The organism is Cohnella mopanensis (genome assembly GCF_022352055.1).
In the GTDB taxonomy this organism is placed as follows: domain Bacteria; phylum Bacillota; class Bacilli; order Paenibacillales; family Paenibacillaceae; genus Cohnella; species Cohnella mopanensis.
The window spans coordinates 638,301-661,530 of the sequence record NZ_JAKRWM010000001.1 but is presented as its reverse complement, the minus strand read 5'-3'; the positions used below and the strand labels follow the sequence as shown (position 1 = coordinate 661,530).

The 23,230-nt window shown below is 49.6% G+C and carries 26 protein-coding genes; 6 read left to right on the top strand and 20 right to left on the bottom strand.

The features are described 5' to 3' along the window. Nucleotides 1-12: 12 nt before the first annotated feature. A complete protein-coding gene (locus L3D05_RS03040; RefSeq protein ID WP_239614440.1) occupies nucleotides 13-741 on the bottom strand; it encodes a phosphonate ABC transporter ATP-binding protein in 729 nt (242 codons plus the stop codon). 135 nt (nucleotides 742-876) lie between these two features. Between L3D05_RS03040 and L3D05_RS03035 the strand changes: the two genes are divergently transcribed. Then, the gene (locus L3D05_RS03035; protein ID WP_239614438.1) at nucleotides 877-1,107 is read left to right on the top strand and encodes a hypothetical protein; all 231 of its coding nucleotides are present in this window, start codon (nucleotides 877-879) and stop codon (nucleotides 1,105-1,107) included. Here L3D05_RS03035 and L3D05_RS26370 read toward each other — a convergent pair. Beyond that, nucleotides 1,104-1,235 carry a hypothetical protein gene (locus L3D05_RS26370; RefSeq protein ID WP_255807202.1) on the bottom strand — a complete coding sequence of 44 codons (132 nt, stop codon included), beginning with the start codon at nucleotides 1,233-1,235 and terminating at the stop codon, nucleotides 1,104-1,106. The two genes, L3D05_RS03035 and L3D05_RS26370, sit on opposite strands and share 4 nt — an antisense overlap. Nucleotides 1,236-1,435: 200 nt before the next feature. Between L3D05_RS26370 and L3D05_RS03030 the strand changes: the two genes are divergently transcribed. After that, complete coding sequence (locus L3D05_RS03030) at nucleotides 1,436-2,188, top strand: HAD family hydrolase (protein ID WP_239614436.1); 753 nt, start codon at nucleotides 1,436-1,438, stop codon at nucleotides 2,186-2,188. A gap of 62 nt (nucleotides 2,189-2,250) precedes the next feature. Here the strand turns inward: L3D05_RS03030 and L3D05_RS03025 are convergent, their stop codons facing one another. The 14 genes from L3D05_RS03025 to pdhA form a co-directional block, all read right to left on the bottom strand. Then, complete coding sequence (locus L3D05_RS03025; protein ID WP_239614434.1) at nucleotides 2,251-3,330, bottom strand: hypothetical protein; 1,080 nt, start codon at nucleotides 3,328-3,330, stop codon at nucleotides 2,251-2,253. 129 nt (nucleotides 3,331-3,459) lie between these two features. Beyond that, nucleotides 3,460-3,783, bottom strand: coding sequence for a hypothetical protein (locus L3D05_RS03020; protein WP_239614432.1), 324 nt, complete (start codon nucleotides 3,781-3,783; stop codon nucleotides 3,460-3,462). 79 nt (nucleotides 3,784-3,862) lie between these two features. Then, nucleotides 3,863-5,353, bottom strand: a complete 1,491-nt coding sequence (locus L3D05_RS03015) for a glutamate synthase subunit beta (RefSeq protein ID WP_239614431.1) — start codon at nucleotides 5,351-5,353, stop codon at nucleotides 3,863-3,865. 124 nt (nucleotides 5,354-5,477) lie between these two features. Continuing rightward, nucleotides 5,478-5,969 (bottom strand): dihydrofolate reductase, encoded by a 492-nt coding sequence (locus L3D05_RS03010; protein ID WP_239614430.1) that lies wholly within the window; start codon nucleotides 5,967-5,969, stop codon nucleotides 5,478-5,480. 104 nt (nucleotides 5,970-6,073) lie between these two features. Beyond that, the gene (locus L3D05_RS03005; RefSeq protein WP_239614428.1) at nucleotides 6,074-6,850 is read right to left on the bottom strand and encodes an anti-sigma factor; all 777 of its coding nucleotides are present in this window, start codon (nucleotides 6,848-6,850) and stop codon (nucleotides 6,074-6,076) included. 3 nt (nucleotides 6,851-6,853) lie between these two features. Next, the gene (locus L3D05_RS03000; protein ID WP_239614427.1) at nucleotides 6,854-7,414 is read right to left on the bottom strand and encodes an RNA polymerase sigma factor; all 561 of its coding nucleotides are present in this window, start codon (nucleotides 7,412-7,414) and stop codon (nucleotides 6,854-6,856) included. 59 nt (nucleotides 7,415-7,473) lie between these two features. Next, on the bottom strand, nucleotides 7,474-8,085 hold the full coding sequence (locus L3D05_RS02995; protein WP_239614425.1) for a cupredoxin domain-containing protein: 612 nt from the start codon (nucleotides 8,083-8,085) through the stop codon (nucleotides 7,474-7,476). Next, a complete protein-coding gene (locus L3D05_RS02990; protein WP_239614423.1) occupies nucleotides 8,082-9,707 on the bottom strand; it encodes a plastocyanin/azurin family copper-binding protein in 1,626 nt (541 codons plus the stop codon). Before L3D05_RS02990 ends, L3D05_RS02995 begins: the two co-directional genes overlap by 4 nt. A 142-nt stretch (nucleotides 9,708-9,849) precedes the next feature. Beyond that, nucleotides 9,850-10,644 (bottom strand): thymidylate synthase, encoded by a 795-nt coding sequence (thyA, locus tag L3D05_RS02985; RefSeq protein ID WP_239614421.1) that lies wholly within the window; start codon nucleotides 10,642-10,644, stop codon nucleotides 9,850-9,852. Between the two features lie 52 nt (nucleotides 10,645-10,696). Then, on the bottom strand, nucleotides 10,697-11,188 hold the full coding sequence (locus L3D05_RS02980) for an acyl-CoA thioesterase (RefSeq protein ID WP_239614419.1): 492 nt from the start codon (nucleotides 11,186-11,188) through the stop codon (nucleotides 10,697-10,699). A 145-nt stretch (nucleotides 11,189-11,333) separates the two neighbouring features. Continuing rightward, entirely contained in the window at nucleotides 11,334-12,755 is a 1,422-nt protein-coding gene (lpdA, locus tag L3D05_RS02975; protein WP_239614417.1) for a dihydrolipoyl dehydrogenase, read from the bottom strand. Between the two features lie 3 nt (nucleotides 12,756-12,758). Beyond that, a complete protein-coding gene (locus tag L3D05_RS02970) occupies nucleotides 12,759-14,075 on the bottom strand; it encodes a dihydrolipoamide acetyltransferase family protein (protein ID WP_239614415.1) in 1,317 nt (438 codons plus the stop codon). A gap of 16 nt (nucleotides 14,076-14,091) precedes the next feature. Next, nucleotides 14,092-15,069 (bottom strand): alpha-ketoacid dehydrogenase subunit beta, encoded by a 978-nt coding sequence (locus tag L3D05_RS02965; protein ID WP_239614413.1) that lies wholly within the window; start codon nucleotides 15,067-15,069, stop codon nucleotides 14,092-14,094. A gap of 72 nt (nucleotides 15,070-15,141) precedes the next feature. After that, complete coding sequence (gene pdhA / locus L3D05_RS02960) at nucleotides 15,142-16,245, bottom strand: pyruvate dehydrogenase (acetyl-transferring) E1 component subunit alpha (RefSeq protein ID WP_239614411.1); 1,104 nt, start codon at nucleotides 16,243-16,245, stop codon at nucleotides 15,142-15,144. Nucleotides 16,246-16,490: 245 nt separating this feature from the next. Between pdhA and L3D05_RS02955 the strand changes: the two genes are divergently transcribed. Beyond that, the gene (locus L3D05_RS02955) at nucleotides 16,491-17,237 is read left to right on the top strand and encodes an alpha/beta hydrolase (RefSeq protein WP_239614410.1); all 747 of its coding nucleotides are present in this window, start codon (nucleotides 16,491-16,493) and stop codon (nucleotides 17,235-17,237) included. A gap of 118 nt (nucleotides 17,238-17,355) precedes the next feature. Here the strand turns inward: L3D05_RS02955 and L3D05_RS02950 are convergent, their stop codons facing one another. From L3D05_RS02950 to L3D05_RS02940, 3 genes are read right to left on the bottom strand one after another with little or no spacing between them, the layout of a single operon-like run. After that, a complete protein-coding gene (locus L3D05_RS02950; RefSeq protein WP_239614408.1) occupies nucleotides 17,356-17,892 on the bottom strand; it encodes a hypothetical protein in 537 nt (178 codons plus the stop codon). Next, the gene (locus L3D05_RS02945) at nucleotides 17,882-18,361 is read right to left on the bottom strand and encodes a low molecular weight protein-tyrosine-phosphatase (RefSeq protein ID WP_239614407.1); all 480 of its coding nucleotides are present in this window, start codon (nucleotides 18,359-18,361) and stop codon (nucleotides 17,882-17,884) included. The genes L3D05_RS02950 and L3D05_RS02945 overlap by 11 nt, the downstream gene beginning before the upstream one ends. Beyond that, nucleotides 18,358-18,990: a trimeric intracellular cation channel family protein gene (locus tag L3D05_RS02940; protein WP_239614405.1), complete on the bottom strand. Its 633-nt coding sequence runs from the start codon at nucleotides 18,988-18,990 to the stop codon at nucleotides 18,358-18,360. Before L3D05_RS02940 ends, L3D05_RS02945 begins: the two co-directional genes overlap by 4 nt. A gap of 205 nt (nucleotides 18,991-19,195) precedes the next feature. Between L3D05_RS02940 and L3D05_RS02935 the strand changes: the two genes are divergently transcribed. Further along, nucleotides 19,196-19,858, top strand: coding sequence for a thiamine diphosphokinase (locus tag L3D05_RS02935; protein WP_239614404.1), 663 nt, complete (start codon nucleotides 19,196-19,198; stop codon nucleotides 19,856-19,858). On the opposite strand, the gene L3D05_RS02930 is transcribed toward L3D05_RS02935, so the two are convergent. After that, a complete protein-coding gene (locus L3D05_RS02930) occupies nucleotides 19,855-20,628 on the bottom strand; it encodes an MBL fold metallo-hydrolase (RefSeq protein WP_239614402.1) in 774 nt (257 codons plus the stop codon). The genes L3D05_RS02935 and L3D05_RS02930 overlap by 4 nt on opposite strands. A gap of 52 nt (nucleotides 20,629-20,680) precedes the next feature. On the opposite strand from L3D05_RS02930, the gene L3D05_RS02925 reads away from it, so the two are divergent. Next, complete coding sequence (locus L3D05_RS02925; protein WP_239614401.1) at nucleotides 20,681-21,793, top strand: GerAB/ArcD/ProY family transporter; 1,113 nt, start codon at nucleotides 20,681-20,683, stop codon at nucleotides 21,791-21,793. After that, nucleotides 21,790-23,226 (top strand): spore germination protein, encoded by a 1,437-nt coding sequence (locus L3D05_RS02920; protein WP_239614399.1) that lies wholly within the window; start codon nucleotides 21,790-21,792, stop codon nucleotides 23,224-23,226. The genes L3D05_RS02925 and L3D05_RS02920 overlap by 4 nt, the downstream gene beginning before the upstream one ends. Nucleotides 23,227-23,230 lie beyond the last annotated feature (4 nt).

Below are 23,230 nucleotides of genomic sequence, written 5' to 3'. Positions count from 1 at the left end.
GGACGGCAGATTTTACGTAATGCGAATCTTCTCGGAAGCGGTCAATCTTCTTCCTCTAATGTTAACGACCAGCCTTCCGTCCTGCATGCCCCAGATTTCATCAGCGAATTTCTCGGCCAATTCGACGCGGTGCAAAGCGGCTACGATTGTCGTTCCCCGCTCATGGCATAGCTTCTTAAGCGTGCTCATCATTTCTTCGGACGTATGCGGGTCCAATCCCGATACCGGTTCGTCCGCCAATACAAGCTTGGCACCATGAACCAAGGCGCGCGCGATCGCGATCCGCTGGCGTTCGCCGCCGCTCATTTTCTCCACGGCTTGCTGGGCGCGCTCCATTAATCCGACCTGCTCCAGCATTTCCATTGCTCCCATATGTACATCGCTCTTCACGATACCTGTCGCTCTGCGCCATAAAGGCGTTTGCTCCGACGCCCCAATGAGTACGTTCTTAAGCGCAGTCTTTTTCTCGTACAAGAGAGGCTTCTGTTCCAAGTAAGCGATTTGACGCCGAAATCGCATTTTGGCCATAAACCCTGCTTCCATCAAGTCTCTGCCATCGACCTTGTATTCGCCGGATGTCCATACTTCCTTAAGCGCCAGCGCCTTAAGCAACGCCGTCTTGCCGCTTCCGCTCGAACCGACTACCGCAATGAAAGTACCCGGCTCAAGACGTGTATTCACATGATCCAATATCGTTTTCCCATCGGGAATTTTGCGAGTTAATCCTGAAATTACGATCATAGCTGCCCTATCCCTTCAATCCAATATAAATCTAGTGTAAGCCATTATGCCATCGCTTGCCATACGAACAAATGTTTGGTATAATCAAAACAAGAACAAACGTTCTATATTTTGTTTCCATAGGTGGGATAATGGATGGTGAACTGTGAACATCTCCGTTACTTGGAGCCTCCTAGAGGCCCCAAACCGTCTCGAGACTTAACCTTCAAATTTTACGACGACGGGAAGCTCGTCATCATTGATAACGACACAGGGAATACAATGAACCCCCGCGAGTTAAGCGGGGGCAGCTACGACTTCTATGTTCGTCAACGTATACGTCTGATTAAACGCAATCTTGCGGAGAAGATCGTCAAATATGCTTAGGGCAAATTTTTATTGATCCCGTTTAAGCTTGGCGGGTAACGCAGCATTTTATTAACCTGTATATCCTGCTCTTTGTCTTTTGCTTTCATGTTATTCCGCTGTTCGAGCTGACTTTTGTTATTAGTCATTCGTATCACCTCCTACCCTTCGCCAATCGAAGGGTTTCTTTGTAGTTTTCCTCTTTCCTCTCATTTACAAACCTTATTTCAAACGCCATAATAAAAAATGAACACGAAAATTAGACGAAGCTCCCGACACCTTTATCCGCTTCAGAGGATATTCTGTTGGAGGTCGGAATTCGCATTAGAGTTAGGAGCACAGCAAGCCTATGAGCCAAAAAATCATGTTTGACCTTGACGATACGCTTGTCTATTGCAACAAGTATTTTCATTTCATCCTCGACCAATTTGCCGACGAAATGGCTACCTGGTATGGTCCGGCTGGGATTTCCCGCTCGGAAATCGCCTCCAAGCAAACGGAAATCGATATTGCCGGCGTTCAAATTCTCGGCTTCAAGAGCGAGCATTTCCCTCAATCGTTCATCGATACGTACAGGCATTTCCAGAACTTGACCGGCCGCACCCCCTCTTCGTTAGAAGAAGATAAGCTATGGAAGCTTGGAAACAGCGTTTACGAGCTTGAAGTGGAGCCTTACCCTAATATGGAAGAAACATTGGAGACGCTTGCGAATAGCGGTCACGAGCTTCATCTCTACACGGGGGGCGACACTCTCATTCAACATCGGAAAATCGAGAGCATGAATTTGGAACGTTATTTCCAAAAGCGGATTTATGTTCGCCAGCACAAGAACACGGAAGCATTGGAACAAATCTTAACCGACGGCGGTTTCGACCGGACGTCAACTTGGATGATCGGCAACTCGGTTCGAACGGACGTCCTTCCTGCCCTCCATTGCGGCATTAACGCCGTATATTTAAAGCAAGAAGCCGAATGGACCTATAACGTCATTCCGATCGATGCCAAGCCGAGCGGTGCCCTGTTGACGTTAACGGCATTGCCGCAGGTCCCTCCCGCCATTCATGAATACTTGAACGAGATCGGGATAGCCGTATCCCGTTAAATTTTCTTCTAACGACAAATGCCGGACGAACTGCTTGTATGCAGTACGCGTCCGGCTTTTGTTTAAGATGAAGGCTGTAAACTATTTAGTTTATCGAATATTTTCCTGACCCCGTCCGACCACAGCGGGTCCTCCGCGTACGTCTGATTGAACCATTCGAACGGATCGTGTCCTTCAGGGCGGCTATTGGCAAGCTTCACGATCAAACGGGAAGCGATACCCGCCGAATTACGGATGTCCGTATTGTATTCCATCCAACTGTGGCCAACGTTAAAAGGATTGTTAGCGATTATTTTGGCGTCTTTGCTCGTCTTCGGCACGAAACCTTGCTCTTGTCCCGTTATCGCGAATAATAAATGCGGGTGAATATCGTATTCTCGCGCATTATCCATAATCGCGCTGAAATAAGGCTCCTTCTCCAACATCGAATTTCTGCTTTTCAAATATTGTTTCAGGGTAGCCACGTCGATCTCGGCGTACTTTAGCCGTTCCGGCATCCCGATATCCGGTAACGCCATAGGCGGCGCGCTGATCATTGGAGGCTGAGCAACACTCTCCGTTATGGCGGTTTCCGGCTTATTCAGCAATAAAGTTATGCTCGCCGCACCGGCAACGACCAAAGCGATCATCGATATCGTAACCATAGTCGAACCCTTTTTGCGCAATCGGCCAAACCAGTTCTTCACTGAGACGGAAGAGTCGTTAATCTGCGCATCCTGCTCGGGTATCGCCGGTAAATCTTGAACGACAGCCAGCGCAGGTCCTTTTCTTCTATTCAATCGGGAAGTCAATTGCTCTGCATTCCACCTACCGGGGGATCGCTCATTCGCCCACTCCAGAATAGGTTCAAGCCATTGCTCCCGAAGCGAAATTTCGTCCGTATGTAATTCCGCGCATAGATCCAACACGTCATCCGGTTGGACATCTCGCTGTTCTCCTACAAGACAACGAAAAATCAGCTTATCGACCATAGCGTTCTTCAAATCGTCAGGGACATTGGGCAAGCGCTGCTGCAGCGTTCGACGAATGGCATCCGCCACGATCTCAGCACGGCGATTGCCTGGGAGAGGCGCATATTTCGTATGTACATACCGACGGATCGTGTTAATATCCGATGGCGAAAGCACTGCTGCGCGATCCATGACTTGGCCCCTCCCCCTTATCGACTAACGACTGTCATACAAGTGTATCACAGAGGAAAGATTTGGGGGAAGCCCTGTCCATTGAACCAATCGATGTCAGCATCCGCCTTCACATCCGCCAATACGCTACTACTCGACTGTCGAAGCGACCATAAGTATGGCACTTCTAACTTCATCCGTCCGGACGAAAGCGTTAATCTGTTCAATTTCCCCTTCCGTTAATTGATATTCGCAATCAAGTCCTTCATCCAGCGTAACTAACTGGATCGGATGTCCTTGATGGGTACAGATCGCCATGATAGAGAAGTCGATCAAATCCGCGGGCAGCGGCGTATCCTCCATCGTTTCCACGTCCAACATGACGTCAACCCATTGGCTGTCCCGTCTCTCCGCCTCATATTGAAAGCTCTTGAATTTGAGCTCGTTCCACTGTTCGTCACCATATCGAATCATAGCTTTTCTCCTTCCAATTCCTAATTAAAGAGGCCGTCCCCGGCTTTCGGAACGACCTCTTTACCTTAAACCAAAATGCTTATGGGAGCAATGTGCTTCCCATCAAGAACTTATCGACTTCCCGAGCCGCTTCGCGGCCCTCGTTGATAGCCCAGACGATCAAGCTTTGTCCGCGTCTCATATCGCCCGCCGCGAACACTTTGTCTACGCTGGTCTTATATTTGCCGTAAGTTGCTTTAACGTTCGTGCGACGATCCGTTTCCAGCTCCAATTGATCGATGATCATACGCTCCGGCCCTTCGAATCCAACGGCAACGAGGACGAGATCTGCCGGCCATTTTTTTTCGGTACCCGGAATCTCTTCGTAGATTTTACGTCCCTGCTCGTCCACGTAACGGCGAATTTGTACCGTGTGAAGCTCCTTCACGTTGCCGTTCTCGTCTCCGACGAATTTTTTCGTCAGCACGGAGAATGCACGCGGATCTTCGCCATACAAAGCCTTCGCTTCCTCGTGTGCATAATCGAGGGTGTAGACATTCGGATATTCCGGCCAAGGATTATTAGCCGCATCGCGCTCCAGGGGAGCTTTAGAGTGCGTACCGAATTGCGTGACGCTTGCGCAACCATGACGCAAAGCAGTCGCTACACAGTCCGTTCCCGTGTCTCCGCCGCCGATGACGATGACGTTCTTATTTTTCCCGGAAATATAAGTTCCTTCTTGCAGACCGTTGTCGAGATAGCTCTTGATCGTGCTGTTCAAATAATCCATCGCTTGATGAATCCCTTTGAGCTCATGGCCTTCCACGTTGCCGATCGGACGCGCTTTCGTAGCTCCACCGCACAAGACGACAGCGTCGAATTGCTTCAGCAGCTCCTGCGAAGAAATGTCTTTGCCGATTTCCGTGTTGACGACAAACTCAATTCCTTCCGCGGCGAGCAAATCTACGCGGCGTTGAACGATGTTCTTCTCCAGCTTCATGGAAGGTATACCGTAGGTCAACAGTCCGCCAGCGCGATCTGCTCTTTCGTATACCGTTACGGTGTGGCCAGCTTTGTTCAACTGAGCCGCAGTCGCAAGACCAGCAGGACCCGAACCTACGACAGCAACTTTCTTGCCCGTGCGCTTCTTAGGCGGCTGCGGTACGACCCAACCTTCCTCGAAAGCACGATCGATAATCGCTTGTTCAATCGTCTTGATCGTAACCGCGTCACCGATCAAACCCACCGTACAGGAACCTTCGCAAGGCGCCGGGCATACGCGTCCGGTAAATTCGGGAAAGTTATTCGTCTTGTTAAGACGTTCATAAGCTTCTCTCCAAAGCCCGCGATAGATGAGGCTATTCCATTCCGGAATCAAGTTGTTAACCGGGCAACCGGAGACGCTGCCTCCGATTTCCATTCCAGTATGGCAATAAGGGGTTCCGCAATCCATGCAACGTGCGCCTTGCGTGCGCAACTGCTCCTCAGAGAACATCCGGTGGAATTCATTCCAGTCCTTGATGCGCTCCAACGGATCGCGGTCGCTTGGCAGCTCCCGTTTATATTCCATAAAACCCGTAGGCGTCGACATCTTCTTTACCTCCATCTGTCGGAATTTCGTTTGCATGCGTATAGAACAAAATGAATGTTGATGATAGATCATCCTAACAAAAGTAATCCAATGTCAGAATAGATTATCCGTAATATTGTTTGTACTATTTCGTCACTTGGCGCTCATAAACGCAAAATGCATAAGGAAGTTGGTTGTTATTGTCTTGTAATCCTTCCTCACGTGAAATCAGCTTCCATTCCCGTTTATCGTATTCAGGGAAGAAAGCATCGCCCTCGAAAGGCTGCCCGATTTCGGTCAATTGCAATCTGTCCGCCTGCTCTAGCATCTGCGCATAAATATCCGCGCCGCCGATGACCATCAACTCAACGTCGTTGTATTTGGCGATTGCTTCTTCTATCGAACTGACTAACTCGCAGCCTTCAGGCGCTTGCTGGAGCGTGCGCGACAAGATTACATTAGTCCGATCCTTCAACGGACGGCCTAAAGATTCGTAGGTTTTGCGACCCATCAATACGGGTTTTCCGATCGTGTTCTGCTTGAAATATTTCATATCTGCAGGCAAACGCCATGGCAATTGGTTATCGATGCCTATAGTCCCGTTAGACGCAACCGCGGCAATTAATGTAACAGTCATCGTAACATTCCTTTATAGGAGAATTTGTAGTTTGTAGGTTTAAATAGTATATCATACGCCAAAGTCACTGCCTACTTGAGCGTATTAACGAAGATTTGTCAGAATCAAACTTCTCCCGACGAAGATTGCGGCGTTGAACCGAACATCTTCGGACCTCGCGGTATGGTCGAATGGCTATCGGGTTCCAATGTCACGCCAACCGCATCGATATCTTTAATACCATGCGACAGTGGAAGTGTCATGATTCCGATACCAGAGCTTCCGACCGTAAAGGTGCCTGCACTCGTGCGCTTGCCGCCTTTCCAAAGCCATACCTGGTACGCTTCACCGTCGCGCGTCTGCGGAGAGCCGAACACATATACGACAAGCCGTTCATCGTCGTCGGAACGAACAAGGCAGGCGACTCCATAAGCATGCTTACTGTCATTAAACTTGCCGTTGCTTCTTTCCGCATTCAATTGAAACAACGTCTCTATGCTTGACGGTGTTTCAATGGACGTTTCCTTCCCGATTGACTGAATCTGCAAGTCCTTCATAAGCCATCCGGACAAAAACACGATAATGATGAGGGCACTGGCTGCTCCCAATCGCACAATACGGGATTCGAATAGGGATGCCGTGCGTCTCTTCATCGACTTTGGCTCAGCATTTTCCTTCTCGATTAAAGGACCTAAGACTTCGTCCTTCAAATCTGCTGGCAAGTCTCTCAAATCCATATCGTCGGCTAGGCGATCCCATACTTCGTGCCATAAAATCGCTTCTTCTTGGCATGTGGAACAGCTCGTCAAATGTCTTTCGAACCTTTTCCGCTGCATTTCCAGGCCTTCGCCCGTTAAATATTCAATTAATCCCTCGCAGGGTGACGTTTCCCGGTTGTCCATCGCTCAATGTTCCTCCCTCAAACCCTGGAGATGCCGACGAAGCGTTTTGAGCGCCTGATGAAGTCGGCTTTTAACCGTACCGACAGGTTCTCCGCCCATCTCCGCAATTTCTTGAAGCGTATAGCCTTTCCAATACAACAATTCGATGACTCTCTGCTGCGGTTCGCTTAAACGCCTGGAAGTCGAAGCGATCAACCTACGCTGGTCGCTCTGCAGGACAATGGACTCCGGGTCATCGGCGACGCCTTGCATTTCATTCAGTTGATCTATAGAAACCATACCCTGATGCCTGCGTTCTCGCCGCAAGACATCGATGGAAATATTCCTTGTCATCGTCAGAAGCCAGCTCGTGAATGCCCCTCTACCCGAATCGTATTCCGCTTTCGTCGACCATAGGCGCGCGTAAACAAGCTGTACGATTTCGCGCGATAACGTCTCGTTTCCGGAAAACCGGACGGCGAAAGAGTAAACTAGCCGCGCATGCCGATCGTATAACTGTTCCAGCGCATCGCTCCGCCCTTCGCGGATTTGCCGCATTAATTCTCCATCCGACCGGTTAGGCATCTGGACCGTTCTCCTTATCCGCGAACAGCAGGGCGAGAACCTTCTCCCGCCCTACTCCTCTATTTGTCCTCTACGGTGATCGTTCCCGTCATCCCTGGATGGGGAGCGCAATAATAGGCAAACGTTCCCGCATCGTCGAACTTCACTTCCTTCGAAACGTCTTTCCCGAACAGCCCGGTGTCGAACTCTCCTTCATCCGCGGTTGCCGTATGCTTTACTTTGTCCCTGTTGATGAACGTTACCGTGCTCCCTTTGGGGATCGTGATCTCCGCCGGAGTAAAAGCGAAATCCTTGATCTCGATGACAATCTCCATCTCAGAGTTTTCCGATTCGCGTACCGGTTGTTCGGAAGACGATTCAGACGGTGTTTCCGAAGGTGCCGCGGATTCGTGTACGTGTGACTCTGATGAGGATGCGGCAGCGCTTGGCGTTGGCGATCCGCTTGTCGATTCCTTTGTTTCGGACGGCTCCTCGCCCTGCTCAACAGAAACCGAAGGCGAAGAGGAAGACGTATCAATCGAAGACGATGCTGATTCAGATACATCTGCGGATGCGGAAGCTTCAACGGATGCGTCGCTGCCTTCCTTGTTAGAGGATCCGCACGCCGTCAAGGCAAACGCCAGAATGAGTACCGTAAACACGGTTAAGTAACTCTTGTGCCGTAAGTTCATTGGACGATTATCTTTCCTTTCATGAAAGATTTATGCGGTTCGCAGTAGTAGTCGTATACGCCAGGTTTATCTAGCTTAATCGTCGCGGATTGGCCCTTGCTTAGTAGTTCGGTCTTAAACGAACCGTCCACCGCTACCGCGTTGTGCTTCATATCGTCCCTGTTGATGAACTCGATGGTCGTACCCGCTTTAACCGTAAGCTCCGTCGGCGTAAAAGAGAACTCTTTCATCTCAATCGTTACTTTCTCGGTTACGGGAGCGGGCGCCTTTTTGCTCGCCGTCGTTCCGACGAACGTAGCCGGGTTCACGACAAACCATACATCCCCCGCCGATTGCCCTTTTAGTTCCCCACGTTTGGCATCCTGAAAGAAATAATAAAGCGGATAACCTTTGAAGGTCGATTGCTTCAATCCGTCCGTCCGCGTGATCTCTCCGAAATCTTCTGTCTTTAACCCTTTAGGAACGATAATCGAATCCGCATGGAAGGCCGGCCACTTCGCCAGGCAATCTCCCTCGCATACGCTTGCGCCCATAGTGTCCTTGTCAAAATAATATAAGCTTGCACCGACGCTGTCGACCAAATAATTACCTAATTTAGCCTCCGTACCTAAGCCAATCGTGTAGAACGGTTGCTTGATGAGGAACCAGACGTCGCCCACGCCTTCTCCGTTCACGTCCCCTGCCTTCGTATCCTTGAGAAAATAATAGAGCGGCCATCCTTGATACGTTAGCTGCTTCACTTCATCCTTCCGAATGGATACACCGAAAGCTTTGGCATCCAGTCCTTCCGGCAGAAGTAACCGATCCGAGTAGAATACCGGCCAGTTCTTCAAACAATCGCCTTGGCACGTACTCAGATCGGCCATGTCCTTGGTGAATAGATATAGAGCCATTCCTTTACCGTCCGTTAAGTACGAAATGCCTTCAGAGGTCTGATGGATGTCTACCCGTTGTCCATTCAGCGCATTCGCATACTCTGCGGATACGACCTTCTTATCGACGAGCTCTTGGAGCAACGTGTGAGTAGCACCTTTAGGCATCGCCTGAAGCGTTTCCGTTAGAGCGACCGCTAGATCGCGGTTCTTAAACGGAGAAACTTCAGACGCGCGGAACAACCCCTGAGCGGCGGCGAACGTCAATGTGTCCTTATAGGCGTAGTCTGCTCCTGAATGATATCCAAGCGACTCCAGCATCACCTTGTATAGCTGTTGCGCCGTAATGGCGGCCATCGGCTCGAAGTTCCCGGATCCCGTTCCGCCCCAACCATATTCGGGGTGATTTTTCAAAAAGGCAAGAACCGACTGGCTTGCTTTGCCGGCTTTGTCCGCATCCGCGAAAGATCCCTCACCCTCATATTCGAGCGCCTCATGTTCTTTGCCCATAAGCCTAAGCAACAGAATCGCCGCTTGAAGGCGCGTCGTCGTTTGGTTCAGATACGCCTCCGTTACACCTTGCCCGTCTCCCCTAAGTACTCCCATCTCTTCGACTGCTTTCACAGCGGTCGTCGTACGCGCGGCAGCGATTTCTGTCCCAACCCCTGACTGTTCTTCCGCGGCGAATGCCGATAGAGAAACAACAGTTAAACTCAAAGCCAATCCAAGTGATACTACCCATCTCTTCATTCGCAATCTATCCCCTTCCGGAATGAGGTTCAACATCTAAGCTAACGGAAGTAATCGAATTACGGTTTGAGTGATTTTCGATTTTATCGCAAATAAAAAAACCGCTCCGCCCGCATTGCGGAAGAAGCGATTAGTAGATAGGTTATACGGCAACGGTCGCTTTAATCGCCGGATGATGCTCATACTCCGCAAACTCGAAATCTTCGAACGTATAATCAAAAATAGAATCCGGTTTACGTAAAATGTTCAACTTAGGCAACGGTAATGGATCACGGGTTAATTGCAGCTTCACCTGCTCCAGATGGTTGCTGTAGATATGAACGTCTCCGCCCGACCAGACGAACTCTCCAACCTCCAGATCGCATTGCTGCGCAATCATGTGGGTAAGCAAAGCATAGGAAGCGATATTAAAAGGCAACCCAAGGAACGTATCGACGGATCGCATCGTAAGCATACATGACAACTTTCCGCCCGCAACATAGAACTGGAACACAAAATGACAAGGAGGCAACTTCATCTCGTCGATCACGGCGACGTTCCATGCGCTCACCAGGTGTCTGCGGGAATCGGGGTTCTTCTTAATTCCATCTACGACTTGTTGAATCTGATCGACCGTCCGTCCGTCAGGCGTCTCCCAGGCACGCCATTGCGAGCCGTACACGGGGCCTAAATCGCCGTTCTCGTCGGCCCATTCGTCCCATATCCGTACGCCGTGCTCTTTCAGGTAGTGGATGTTCGTATCGCCTCTTAAAAACCACAGCAGCTCATGTACGACCGATTTCAAATGAATCCGTTTCGTCGTCACGAGCGGGAAGCCTTTCGATAAATCAAACCTTAGCTGTCTGCCGAACACGGATATTGTCCCTGTCCCCGTCCGGTCTTCCTTCTTCACACCGTTGTCCAACACTTCTTGAAGCAAATCTAAATAATTGCGCAAGGAAAACACACCTCAACGTAGCATTTTGTTGTTTATTGTACCATTCGGGTCGTCATTCTGTCGACGAGAAGCGCTGGGAGCGCCGTTTCTTACGGAGATCGAAACGTTCTCCCGCGCTGTCGAACAACTTTCGCTCGGCGTCATTTTCCGGAAAGACGGGTGGTACCGAGCTTGGCTTCCCGTTCTCGTCCACGGCGACGAATGTCGAGAAAGCAGTACAAGTTACTCTGCGCTCACCCGTGAACAAATTTTCCGCCCTTACAACGACGTATACCTCCATGGAAGTGCGATTCGTCGAAGTGACGAAGGCTTCTAGTTCTACCGCTTCTCCCATCCGGATAGGAGCCAAGAAATCGAGGCTATCCGTAGAGGCCGTTACGACGGGTTTGCCGCAATGCCTCATTGCGGATATCGCGGAAATTTTGTCGATATATTTCATTAACGTGCCGCCGAACATCGTACCGTGATGGTTCGTATCCGTCGGAAACACGAGCTCCGTCATGATGGAACGCGAACGACTCACCGGTCTAGCATCGTCACTCATACGCCGCCCCCCTCTTATTGGATCATATGACGTCATACTCTATTCATGAACAGTTAGGAGATTTAATTAATGATATAAAATAAACCTTTATGAAGGCAAACCACGATTACTCGTGAAGCCTCCATAAAGGTTGTATGGATTCGAATTAGGATTTAGGAGCTATCGTATGGATCGGGTGACCCATAGCGAGTTCAGCCGCATCCATCGTGATCTCGGCTAGCGTTGGATGCGCATGGATCGTAAGAGCGATGTCTTCGATCGTAGCACCCATCTCAATAGCCAGACCAAGCTCGGCAATCATGTTGGAAGCTTCTACGCCGGCGATTTGCGCGCCGAGTACCAAGCCCGTATCCACGTCATGAATGATTTTCAAGAAGCCGTCCGCTCCGTTCAGCGTAACCGCACGGCCATTACCGCCGAACGGGAATTTGCTGGACTTCGCTTTGTGGCCTTTTTCCTTCGCTTCCTTCTCCGTGTAACCAACGCTTGCGCATTCAGGATCGGAGAACGCGACCGCAGGAATACATTTGTAATCCACTTTCGAAGGCAATCCGGCAATCGCTTCCGCAGCGACTTTAGCTTCGTAGGAAGCTTTGTGCGCAAGAGCAGCGCCAGGAACGATGTCTCCGATTGCGAAGATGTGCTTGATGTTCGTGCGGCATTGATCATCTACTTCGATCAGCCCGCGCTCGCCGACTTTAACGCCGATGAGATCAAGCCCGAGCTCTCCGTCCGTATTCGGACGGCGGCCAACGGTAACGAGCAAGTAATCGGCCGTAACCGACTTCTGCTCTCCGCCAACCTCATAAGTAACGGTAACGTCTTTGTCCGTTTGCTCGGCGCCTTTGGCCAAAGCTCCGTTGACGATATCGACGTTGGATTTCTTAAGCTTCTTAACGACCAATTGGCTCATGTCTTTATCGAAGCCCGGAAGAATCGTATCCGCACCTTCAAGCACGGTTACCTTCGTTCCGAATTTGGAATACATTTGACCAAGCTCGATACCGATATAACCGCCGCCGATGACGATCAGGCTTTTCGGCAATTCCGGCAAGCTGAGCGCTTCCGTGGAAGACAGAATACGTCCTCCGAACGGGAACGGCTTCAATTCGATCGGACGGGAACCCGTCGCGATGATGCAGTTCTTGAAACGGTAACGCGGCGCTTCCTGATCGTTGAACAAACGGGCTTCGTTCTCATTGATGAACATGACTTCACCGTTGAACATTTCCACTTTGTTCGCTTTCAGCAGCATTTCCACGCCGCCTGTCATTTTATTGACGACGGATGATTTGTACTCTTGCACTTTACCGAAATCCACGCCGACTTTCTCAGCCGACAATCCGAAGTCCGATGCATGAAGCATCGACTCGTAATGGTGAGCGGAGTTAATGAGCGCTTTGGAAGGAATACAACCTACGTTCAAGCAAACGCCGCCGAATTTGGCTTTGTCTGCGATAATGACTTTCTGTCCCAATTGGGCGGCACGGATAGCGGCTACGTAACCGCCAGGTCCAGCACCAACAACTAACAAGTCGATGTCTAGAGAAGCGTCTCCTACGACCATGGATTACACCTCCATAACAAGCAGTTCAGGATCGCTGAGCAGCTGTTTAATGTAGTTTAAGAAATTTTGCGCCGTAGCGCCGTCGATGATGCGGTGATCAAAGCTAAGGGACAACGCCATTACAGGAGCAGCCACGATTTCGCCGTTCTTAACGACGGCTTTCTCAGTGATGCGGCCTGTTCCTAGAATAGCAACCTCTGGGAAGTTAATGACAGGCGTGAAAAACATGCCGCCAGCGGAACCGATGTTCGTGATCGAGATCGTGCTGCCTTTGAGTTCATTCGCCGTCAATTTACCGTCACGTCCGCGTGTTGCAAGATCGCGAATTTCGTTAGCGACGGACCACACGTTTTTGCGGTCCGCATCGAAGATGACAGGAACGATCAAGCCATTGTCCGTGTCGGTTGCGATACCGATATTGTAGTATTTCTTATAGACGATCTCGTTAGCCGCTTCGTCAATCGTTGCATTAAGCGCTGGGAATTCACGGCAAGCCGCTACGAGCGCTTTAACGATGAACGGCAAGTACGTCAGCTTAACGCCTTTTTTCTCGGCAACTGGTTTAGCTCTTGTGCGCAGCGCGACAAGGCCGGAAACGTCCACTTCATCCATCAATGTAACATGCGGTGCGGTGTACACGGATTTAACCATTGCGTTAGCAATCGCTTTGCGAATGCCTTTGAACGGAACGCGTTCTTCGACGCCAGGTCCGCTTACGGATACGACTGCTTTCGGGGCTGCTGCGCTTGCCGGTGCAGTCGCTTCGGATGCCGATGTAGCTTCCGCCGCTTTCGATGCGCCGCCGGATACGAATCCGAGTACGTCGTCGCGGGTAATACGGCCGTTCTTGCCGCTGCCGGACACTTCGGAGATGGCAATCCCCTTCTCGCGTGCGAGCTTGCGAACGCTAGGCGTTGCCAGCACGATACCGCCGGAAGCTTGATTAGCTGGAGCTGCCGCAACCGGTGCCGCAGGTGCAACAGCAGGCTGTTGAGCCGGTTGGCCTTGCGTATCCGCGCCGCCAACGCTTGCCGGTGGAGCATGATCTTCAGTAGAAGGCCCTTGATCAGGAACGTCGCCTTCCGCTTCAATGATGGCAACCACTTCGCCTACATGCATAACCTGTCCGTCTTTAGCGCGTACTTCAACGACTTTCCCGTTAACGGGACAAGGAACCTCTACGATCGCCTTGTCATTCTGTACTTCCATAATTATATCTTCGTCTGTCACCGTCTGTCCCGGCGCGATTAGCATTTTGACGATTTCGCCTTCATGCAATCCTTCGCCGAGCTCCGGGAACCGATATTCGAATCTAGTCACACGGAAACCTCCTCAATTAGAACTGAAGAACCTGATTTGCGGTTTTCACGATACGTGCGATCGAAGGCAACCATGCATCCTCGATTTGCGCGAACGGATACACGGTATCAGGACCTGCGCAACGAAGCACCGGTGCTTCCAAGTGCAAGATAGCTTTTTCGTTGATTTGGGCAATGATTTCCGCTGCCGCTCCCGAAGTTTTTTGCGCTTCTTGAACGACGATAGCCCGGTTTGTTTTCTGAATCGATGCAACGATCGTATCGATATCAAGCGGAAGCAACGTACGCAAGTCGATCACTTCGGCGGATATACCGTTCTTCTCAAGCTCTTCCGCAGCTTTCAGAGAAGTGTGAACCATTAAGCCGTAAGTAAGGATCGTAATGTCTTTACCTTCGCGAACGACTTTAGCTTTACCGATAGGTACCGTGTACTCGCCCTCAGGCACCTCGTCGCGGAACGCATGGTACAAGTTCAAATGCTCCATGAAGAATACTGGATCATTATCGCGGATAGCCGAAATCATAAGTCCTTTGGCATCGTATGGGTTAGACGGAATGACGACTTTGATTCCCGGAGTCTGAATAGCCAAGCCTTCCAAGGAATCCGTATGCAATTCCGCAGCCTTAACGCCGCCGCCGAACGGAGTGCGAAATACGATTGGAGCATGGTAACGTCCGCCGGAACGGAAACGCATCCGAGCCGCTTGTACGAACATTTGATCCAATGCTTCATAAATAAAACCAACGAACTGAATTTCGGCAATCGGACGGAAACCTTGCGTACCGAGACCGACAGCCAGACCGCCGATCGCGGATTCCGCAAGCGGCGTATCAAATACGCGAGTTTCTCCGAATTCCCCTTGCAAGCCTTCCGTCGCGCGGAACACGCCGCCGACTTTACCAACGTCTTCACCAAACAGAATAACGTTAGGATCGCGTTTCAGCTCAACGCGCATTGCGTCGCGAATCGCTTCTTTCATATTCATTTGAGCCATGCTGCTTAACTCTCCTCGCTAAGAGCGAACTGATGCGTAAGCGATGGAATCGCCCGCTAGTCGTCTCGTATCTTATTGGAAATCGGCTTTTTGCTCTTCAAGATGCGCTGGAGTCGTTTCGAACATCGAATCGATCAATCCCGCTACGGTCATTTTTTCCGTTTGCTCCGCTTTCTTGATATGCTCGTTTACCGCGTTTTTCGCTTCTTCTTTCACGCGAGCCGTATCTTCTTCGGTCCACAGCCCTTTTTTCTCCAAAAACTTACCGAAGCGCACAAGCGGATCCTTCAAGCTCCACTCCTGCTCTTCTTCTTTAGTCCGGTATTTGCTGGCGTCATCTGCCATGGAATGCGGACGGAAACGGTAAGTTAACGCTTCGATCAAAGTTGCTCCACCGCCGTTACGGCCGATTTCAGCAGCTTCTTGAACGGCGGAAATGACTGCCAATACGTCCATTCCGTCGATTTGCAGGCCGCGGATACCAGCTGCCAACGCTTTGTGGGCAATGGATTGAGCTGCGGTTTGCTTAGCGAACGGTGTCGTAATCGCGTAACCGTTGTTTTGTACGAAATAAACAACTGGCAAGTTAAAGGAACCGGCGAAGTTCATACCCTCATAGAAATCGCCTTCGGAAGAACCGCCGTCACCCGTATAGGTGATTGCGACGCGTTTTTCGCCTTTGAGCTTAAAGCCCATGGCGATTCCGGTTGCATGCAAAATTTGAGCGCCGATAATAATCTGAGGCATGAGTACGTTAACGCCCTCGGGAATTTGCCCGCCATGCTGATGACCGCGGGAATATAAGAACGCCTGATAAAGTGGCAATCCGTGCCATACCAATTGCGGCATATCGCGATAACCCGGACAAATGAAATCTTCCTTCGTTAGTGCGTATTCGCTTCCGACCATTGTCGCTTCTTGTCCGGATACCGGAGCATAGAAGCCCAGACGACCTTGACGGCCTAGATTAACCGCGCGATCATCCCATGTCCGCGTGAACACCATGCGATACATGATTTCTTTTAACTGATCGTCGGAAAGCTTAGGCATACGTTCCGGATTGACGACTTCACCTTCCGGAGACAATACTTGCAATGGGGTTACATTTTCTGACCTGACTTCGTGCGATTGCGCGCCGATCTTAGCGACCGGTGCTTCAGTGGATACTTTACTCATAAGGTTCACCTCATCTTTAATTGTGGAAGAGGGCTTTCTGTTATAGAATTATTATATCCCTGTTTAAGTGATTTGGTCAAAGAAAAACTCTAAAAATCCTTTATTTATATAGCTTTTGACCTTTTCATGTTTGTATAACAGGATTATTAATATCATGTAACAGTATAATACAATCCGCAGTCTTCAGTCTTCATTTGGTTTACCCATGCCTGAGATTTCCCATACCTAGCAAGGAGGTTTGTCCATTGAGTGACAATCCGTTATACAAAAGAACGATTCACAAACATGAAGTCCCGAGCGAATTTCTGCCGGAAGGAAAACGCACGATTCGCGTTTATTTACCTCCAGGTTTTCAACAATGGATCAGTTATCCTGTCGTTTATTGTCAGGACGGAGAAGAATTTTTTAATTTCGGCCGAATCGCCACTCATTCCCAGAGGCTTATTCTGGAAGAAGACTGGGAGCCTTTCATTGTGGTCGGTGTGGACGTGGATATTAACAATCGGACTTCTGAATATACTCCAGACGGTGAGCTCTACACTCGATATACCCGTTTTTTCGCGGAGGAACTCATTCCATGGGTAGAATCCCATTATCCGGTTCGCGACGTCCCGGACCATAGAATACTGATCGGGGACTCTTTAGGGGGAGCAGTATCGTTGTCGCTCGCACTGACATACCCTTCCCTATTCAATCGAATCATATCGCTCTCCGGAGCTTACTATGGCCCTTATATCGAACAAATTGTGCAATTCCCAACATTGGATAAGCTTAAATTATGGATGTTGGTCGGCCTTCAAGAAAGGGAATTCCAAACCGATCGGGGTATTTTCGATTTCGTTGAATTAAATAGGTCAGCCGTACGTTTATTAGAGGAAAAAGGCGCTAAACTGCATTACGTTGAAAAAGACGGGGAACACAAATGGGGATTTTGGCAAAATGAACTGCCCGAGGCGCTTGCTTCGTTCCTAGGACCAAAGCCGCTGTTTTAGTAATTCATTCATTTCTTACAAACTCAAGTGAAAATCCCATCTGGGACGTTCTTAGGGAACGACTCGGATGGGATTTTTTTCATATCAACGTATGAGGAGTAAGGTCTGTAGTGTCCGTTCATTCGATGCGAGGAAGATGGTTATCCATCGCTTCGAAAAGGCGTTTCACCTCTTCCTCCCCGTGGTTTCCTTGCCTGCGGAAGGCGAGCAGCTGCTCACGAATGTAAGCTTCCGTCTCGGCATAGCTCGCTTCTTCTTCCGTCGCTCCGCTTGGGTCATACCACACGAAACCTTCATGAGGACCGTTTCGCAAATAAGACCTGTCCCACTGATGCGGATATTCCATATAATCGGCGCCTAGCGCCATCGAGATCACGTCGTCATGCTCCAAGGGCAGAAGATGATGGTATTCCTCCTCGGCCCCTCCGCCAGCCACATGAATGTGAAAAACGGCGTAATGCAAATAATGTTCTCCGGTTTCGGAATCCTTAATGATCCGATAGAGCTCCGTGCTTTCTTCCTTCAGCATCTTCACGGGTTCCATTCGGCGAACCAGTTCATCTTGTGCGACCAATCTGATCTGCTGAAATGAAAGAGGCAACGAAATCGAAGGAACATTGTCCGCATGATCCGCTTTGTCCGTTTTATCGTTCAATATTCATCCTCCCCTTCACAAGCTCAAGCAACTTCTCGCAGCCTTCCTTTACCAATTCGTATACTTCACCGAAATTACCTGTGTAATAAGGGTCCGGAACGTCATCTATCCCTTTCTCCGGGAGCAAAGATAGGAATCGAATAACTTGCGCGCGTGACGAAACCCCGAGCTTCTCCCGAATATCCCGTTCATTTTTCGTATCCATAGCAACGATCAGATCGAAGTTTCCCCCGTCTTGAACGGCCAATTGCCTAGCATTCATTCCCTCGTACGAAATCGAATATCTATCGAGTAATTTGCGTGTCCCTTCATGCGGCGGGTGGCCGATATGCCAATCCCCCGTCCCGGCGGAGTCGATCTTAATAACCGCCTCTAATCCTTGCTCAACGACGATATGACGAAACACGGCCTCCGCCATCGGCGAGCGGCAGATGTTGCCTAGACAAACGAATAGAACAGAATAACTCATGATTGACCTCCAGTCGAACCGCGCAAAGAACGGCGCGGAAGCTTCCATTTATAATAGACGGATAACATCCTGAATAACACGACAAGTATGAACAACGTAAACAATTCCCACGGCTTCTGTAGATCAGCGACTCCGATCGCGAGCCCCGCTGCGATGGCCCACATCGCGTAGATTTCGTCCCGCAGGACTAGCGGCTTACGGCCAGCCATAATATCCCGAACCATCCCGCCCCCGATTCCCGTGAGCATAGCCGCTACCATTACCGCGCTTAACGGAAGATTGGCTTTTACGGCATATAACGCGCCCTGGATGGCGAATGCCGCTAATCCGATCGCATCGAAAAACGCTTCGCCTCGTTTCCAATGGTGTATGAGCGTTATCGGAAGGACGAATACGATCAGTATGGATATGCAAGCGATTTTCAGGAACAGCCCTTGGCTCCACAGCGTTGTTACAGGGACGCCTATGAGCAAATTACGTATAACCCCTCCGCCGAACGCGGTCACAAGACCTAATACGAATACGCCTAATATATCGTACTCCTCTTCCATGGCAACGATCGCGCCGCTGACGGCAAAAGCAATCGTGCCGATCAAGCTAAACACATGAAATATTTCATCTAAATCCAACTTGAACTCTCCTCCGCGCGCTACATAACGAAATGGACGACCAAAATTAATGTCGAAAGTTATGAATCCTTACTCATTGTAGCGGGTAGCTTCGCAGTTCCGCAACGGTCATTTTCCCGTTATACTAGATGAGGCCGGTTGGTGCTCATACTCGATCGTCTGAGTCGCGATCCATACGCTAGAACTTTAGGAGGCTGCTCTCATCATGTCAAAGACACATTCTGCATTTACGCGCGCGTTTATTTACACCGGAGGGCGTTTGGGGCCATGGGCATTGGCTCAACTTCCTGCCGACGACGCCTATTTGATCGGTGCCGATCGGGGAGCTGACTTTCTTATACATAATGGATATACGCCGCACCTAGCCCTGGGAGATTTCGATTCCGTTACGTCCGATCAAATGAACCTCATCAGGGAAAATGCAATCGAACTACTGACTTGCGACGCCATAGACAAAGATTGGTCCGATACCGAACTGGCTTTACGCGAAGCCATCGCAAGAGGTTATACAAATATCACTTTATTAGGAGCCCTGGGTACCCGCTTCGACCATGGGTTGGGCAACGTTCACTTGCTTCGCGTCGCCAATGAACTCGGTTGCTCTCTCACTGTGCTCGACGAACATAATGAAATTCGGCTGTGCGATGGCCGCTTGAAGTTAGCGAGCAACTCCGCTTTTCCTTATACATCGTTATTGCCGCTTACGCTTGAAGTAACGGGAATTACATTGGAAGGTTTTCGTTATCCGCTTCATCAGGCAACGTTACGGCTAGGCACGTCTCTCGGGATCAGCAACGTACTAGATGCCCCCGCAGGGACGATAACGATTGAGGACGGATTGTTGCTCGTCATTCGAAGCCGCGACTAGACCGTCAGGCTCGTCCCGGTTAACGCGAACTTAACGTTAGACGGCAACCCGTAATCCTTACTTATGTCAACGTCGTGAGACAGATGAGTAAAGAGGAGTTGATTAGGCCGAACCTCATCGGCGAGCTGCAAAGCCTCCGTCGTATCGTATACAGAACGCGTATCCATCGGGAAAGGCTCTTTCACGTAACTTGTCCCAAGCACCAATAGCGCTAACCCCGTTAACGGTGCTTTTTGACGTTCCGTCAAATTAATAGCATCCGAGCAATAGGCCCACTTCACTTGTGTTCTAGTGTTGTCGAAATGATACGCGTACGAGTAACCGTTTTTCCCGTGATTCACTTTCCAAGGGGTAATCCGCCATTCCCCATAAGCCATTCCCTCATCGTTAACGTTCATCGCAAGATGCCGTTCGATCCATGGGAATCGGGATCGTATTTCGCCGAACACTTCGCGAGGAGCGTACAGTTGCGCGACTTCTTCCGTCCACCGGCATGCATCCGCCCATTCCGTTAATCCACCGATGTGATCGAAATGCGCATGGGTTAGCAACGCTTGCGTCATCCCCCTCATGCCTCCCCGTTCCATCTGACCGCGCCAATCCGGCCCGCAATCGAGCAATAAAGGCTCTTGTCCCTCCTCCTCAAGCAATAGCGACGAACGAAAGCGAATATTATTACCCGTCATACGCGCTTCCGTACAAACCTTACAATCGCAATAAATCCTAGGCGTCCCCATTGAATCTCCCGTGCCAAGAAAAGTGATACGCATAACAGTGCTCCTTATGATACGAATAATTTGCGAGTCAGTTGGAAACATTTACTTGAAGCCCGTTAATCTGAACAAGGAGTTCATGCTGTTGAAGAGCCCATCGTTTTCCTTACTCCAGATCAGCTTAATTCTCATACTATCTATCGGAATGATGAATCACGTCCTTGTCATCCCTTTACTGTTGGAGGCATCCGGTAGAGATGCTTGGATAAGTGCATTAGTTACCTTCTTTGTCCTTGTCCCGTTCTTCCTTCTGGTTGCCCAAATGTCCAAATTGACGAAACAACGGCCCATTATGGAGGAAATCAAACGGCGTTATGGTAAATGGTTAACGCGCATGATTGCCATACTCTTATCTATCTACCTGGTGATTTCGGCGGCTGTGACAGGTAAAGACTTGACGACCTGGACGAATGCCTCCTACTTGCCGCAAACTCCTCCATTCGTGATCGCCACGTCCTTTATTTTACTTTCTATGGCCACGGCCATCAAAGGGCTTAGATCCGTTGCCTACACCTCTACGATTCTATTTCCGTTCGTCGTCTTGTTTGGAGAATTCGTCATGGTTGCTAACATCCCTCACAAGGATTATGGATTGTTATTCCCCATATTCGAGAACGGATACGACACCATATGGAGAGGGATCGTATATGCGGGGACAGGTTCCGTAGAGCTATTTCTATTGTTATTTGTTCAGCATCAAATTTCAACCCCGATCAAGAAATGGCACGTTCTTCTGATCGCCTTCTTCCTCGCCGGACTCACGATAGGTCCGTTAATGGGAGGAATAGCAGAATTCGGACCGATCGAAAGCAGCTTGCAAAGATACCCTGCGTTCGAAGAATGGCGGTTAGTCAAAATCGGCGATTTTATCGAGCATCTTGATTTTCTATCGATCTTTCAATGGGTTAGCGGTGCATTCGCGCGGCTAAGTTTTACTTTTCTGTTGATTGCCGAATTGTGCGACAAGAAGAAGTTTGTTCTTCCCATCGCCTCGTTGCTCGTCATTGGCATGATTCAATTTCCGTTAGGGGACATCTCATTCTTTTCCATCCTTAAACATTTTTACTTTCCGTTTTGTTTCTATGCCATGCTTACGGTTGCGGTTCTCTTCTTTCTGTTGATCGCTAAACCCATGAAAACCAAGCAGGTGAAACAGCCATGAGCCAATCGAATGCCTTGAATATGCAAACTTTGCTCCAAGCTTACGCGAAATGCTCCGACGTTCGGCATGTTACGCTTCCATTGGGCGATCAAAAACACATTACTTTGCTTTATTGCAAATCGTTATGCGACGAAATGATGATCAATCGAAATTTACTTCCGGAAATTAAACGCATGTACAGCCACGATGAAATGAATAGCGTCGATAACCTGGAGAAATATTCAGCCATCGAGCTTACGGCTCTAGATTGTTTCACAATCGACTTATGCGACGAACTTTTGTTCAAAGGCGATATCATCGTGGAGATAACGCATTTATCTGCTTATTTCGCATACGCCGCGCCGCAAATTCCGGTTCGTCAGACGGAAGAAACGAATATCGAGGTTTCTATTAGAGGGCCGAAAGACGGTCTTGTAGAATCGATAGACACGAATCTTGGATTGATCAGGAGACGTTTGCCCGTCAATACGGTCGCCGTCGAAACGATGAGAATCGGAACTAAAACGCGAACTCGTGTCGGTTTAATTTATGACGTTAACAAAATGAATTCCGACTTATTGGACGACCTGCGAAAAAAGCTGGGCGAATTGTCCGATCAAATCGAGGAGTTGAATAGCGCAACCCAGCTAGAGGAACGGATCTCGGATCATCCTTATAGTCTTTTCCCGTTATCCATCTATACGGGGCGTCCCGATTTTGTAACAAGCTGCGTGTTACGGGGACGCTTCGCCGTGCTGATTGATGGCGTTCCCGCCGCAATGATCGGACCTGCTACATTAACGATGCTGCTCAAAACTCCCGAAGACACTCATTTCAATTTTATTTCTTCTTCCTTCGGGCAGTTACTGCGTTTATTCAGCTTAATCGTGTCGATATTCCTTCCTTCGTTCTATATCGCGTTAACAGGGTATCATCAGGATCAAATCCCTTTCCCTCTGCTGGCGACCGTCGTGACGACTAGATTCGGCGTTCCGATAAGTACCCCCATGGAGATGTTCCTTGTGCTGACCTTGTTGGAAACGTTCAAAGAAGCCGGATATCGGCTTCCATCCATGATCGGTCAAACTTTAACGGTCGTCGGAGGGTTGATTATCGGCGACGCGGCGATCCGGGCTGGATTAACTTCGCCCTCCATGGTCGTCATTGCCGCCATCTCCATCGTTTCAGGCTCGACCTTGGTCAGTCAAACGTTGTCGGGATCGGTAAGCGTCATCCGTTATGGTGCCGTCATACTTGCAGCCATACTGGGGATGTACGGGTTCATGCTCTCCGTGCTGCTGGTACTCGTCTATTTGTCAGGCCTTACTTCTTTCGGCGTTTCTTACCTCGCTCCAGCAGCGCCTTTCTCGCTTAAAGACATTGGAAGATCCTTGCTCATGTACCCTCGGAAAATGAAAACGTTCGTGCCCAAATCCCTTAACAAGAAGTCATAAAGGA

Excerpts from the sequence above, each read along its gene's own strand:
- L3D05_RS02995 (WP_239614425.1), bottom strand. The coding sequence starts at position 8,085 with ATGAACTTACGGCACAAGAGTTACTTAACCGTGTTTACGGTACTCATT.
- L3D05_RS03000 (WP_239614427.1), bottom strand. The coding sequence starts at position 7,414 with ATGCCTAACCGGTCGGATGGAGAATTAATGCGGCAAATCCGCGAAGGG.
- L3D05_RS03040 (WP_239614440.1), bottom strand. The coding sequence starts at position 741 with ATGATCGTAATTTCAGGATTAACTCGCAAAATTCCCGATGGGAAAACG.
- L3D05_RS02965 (WP_239614413.1), bottom strand. The coding sequence starts at position 15,069 with ATGGCTCAAATGAATATGAAAGAAGCGATTCGCGACGCAATGCGCGTT.
- L3D05_RS03010 (WP_239614430.1), bottom strand. The coding sequence starts at position 5,969 with ATGACTGTTACATTAATTGCCGCGGTTGCGTCTAACGGGACTATAGGC.
- lpdA (WP_239614417.1), bottom strand. The coding sequence starts at position 12,755 with ATGGTCGTAGGAGACGCTTCTCTAGACATCGACTTGTTAGTTGTTGGT.
- pdhA (WP_239614411.1), bottom strand. The coding sequence starts at position 16,245 with ATGAGTAAAGTATCCACTGAAGCACCGGTCGCTAAGATCGGCGCGCAA.
- L3D05_RS03030 (WP_239614436.1), top strand. The coding sequence starts at position 1,436 with ATGAGCCAAAAAATCATGTTTGACCTTGACGATACGCTTGTCTATTGC.
- L3D05_RS02990 (WP_239614423.1), bottom strand. The coding sequence starts at position 9,707 with ATGAAGAGATGGGTAGTATCACTTGGATTGGCTTTGAGTTTAACTGTT.
- L3D05_RS03015 (WP_239614431.1), bottom strand. The coding sequence starts at position 5,353 with ATGTCGACGCCTACGGGTTTTATGGAATATAAACGGGAGCTGCCAAGC.
- L3D05_RS02930 (WP_239614402.1), bottom strand. The coding sequence starts at position 20,628 with ATGCGTATCACTTTTCTTGGCACGGGAGATTCAATGGGGACGCCTAGG.
- L3D05_RS02935 (WP_239614404.1), top strand. The coding sequence starts at position 19,196 with ATGTCAAAGACACATTCTGCATTTACGCGCGCGTTTATTTACACCGGA.
- L3D05_RS02980 (WP_239614419.1), bottom strand. The coding sequence starts at position 11,188 with ATGAGTGACGATGCTAGACCGGTGAGTCGTTCGCGTTCCATCATGACG.
- L3D05_RS02920 (WP_239614399.1), top strand. The coding sequence starts at position 21,790 with ATGAGCCAATCGAATGCCTTGAATATGCAAACTTTGCTCCAAGCTTAC.
- L3D05_RS03035 (WP_239614438.1), top strand. The coding sequence starts at position 877 with ATGGTGAACTGTGAACATCTCCGTTACTTGGAGCCTCCTAGAGGCCCC.
- L3D05_RS26370 (WP_255807202.1), bottom strand. The coding sequence starts at position 1,235 with ATGACTAATAACAAAAGTCAGCTCGAACAGCGGAATAACATGAAAGCA.
- L3D05_RS02945 (WP_239614407.1), bottom strand. The coding sequence starts at position 18,361 with ATGAGTTATTCTGTTCTATTCGTTTGTCTAGGCAACATCTGCCGCTCG.
- L3D05_RS03025 (WP_239614434.1), bottom strand. The coding sequence starts at position 3,330 with ATGGATCGCGCAGCAGTGCTTTCGCCATCGGATATTAACACGATCCGT.
- L3D05_RS03005 (WP_239614428.1), bottom strand. The coding sequence starts at position 6,850 with ATGGACAACCGGGAAACGTCACCCTGCGAGGGATTAATTGAATATTTA.
- L3D05_RS03020 (WP_239614432.1), bottom strand. The coding sequence starts at position 3,783 with ATGATTCGATATGGTGACGAACAGTGGAACGAGCTCAAATTCAAGAGC.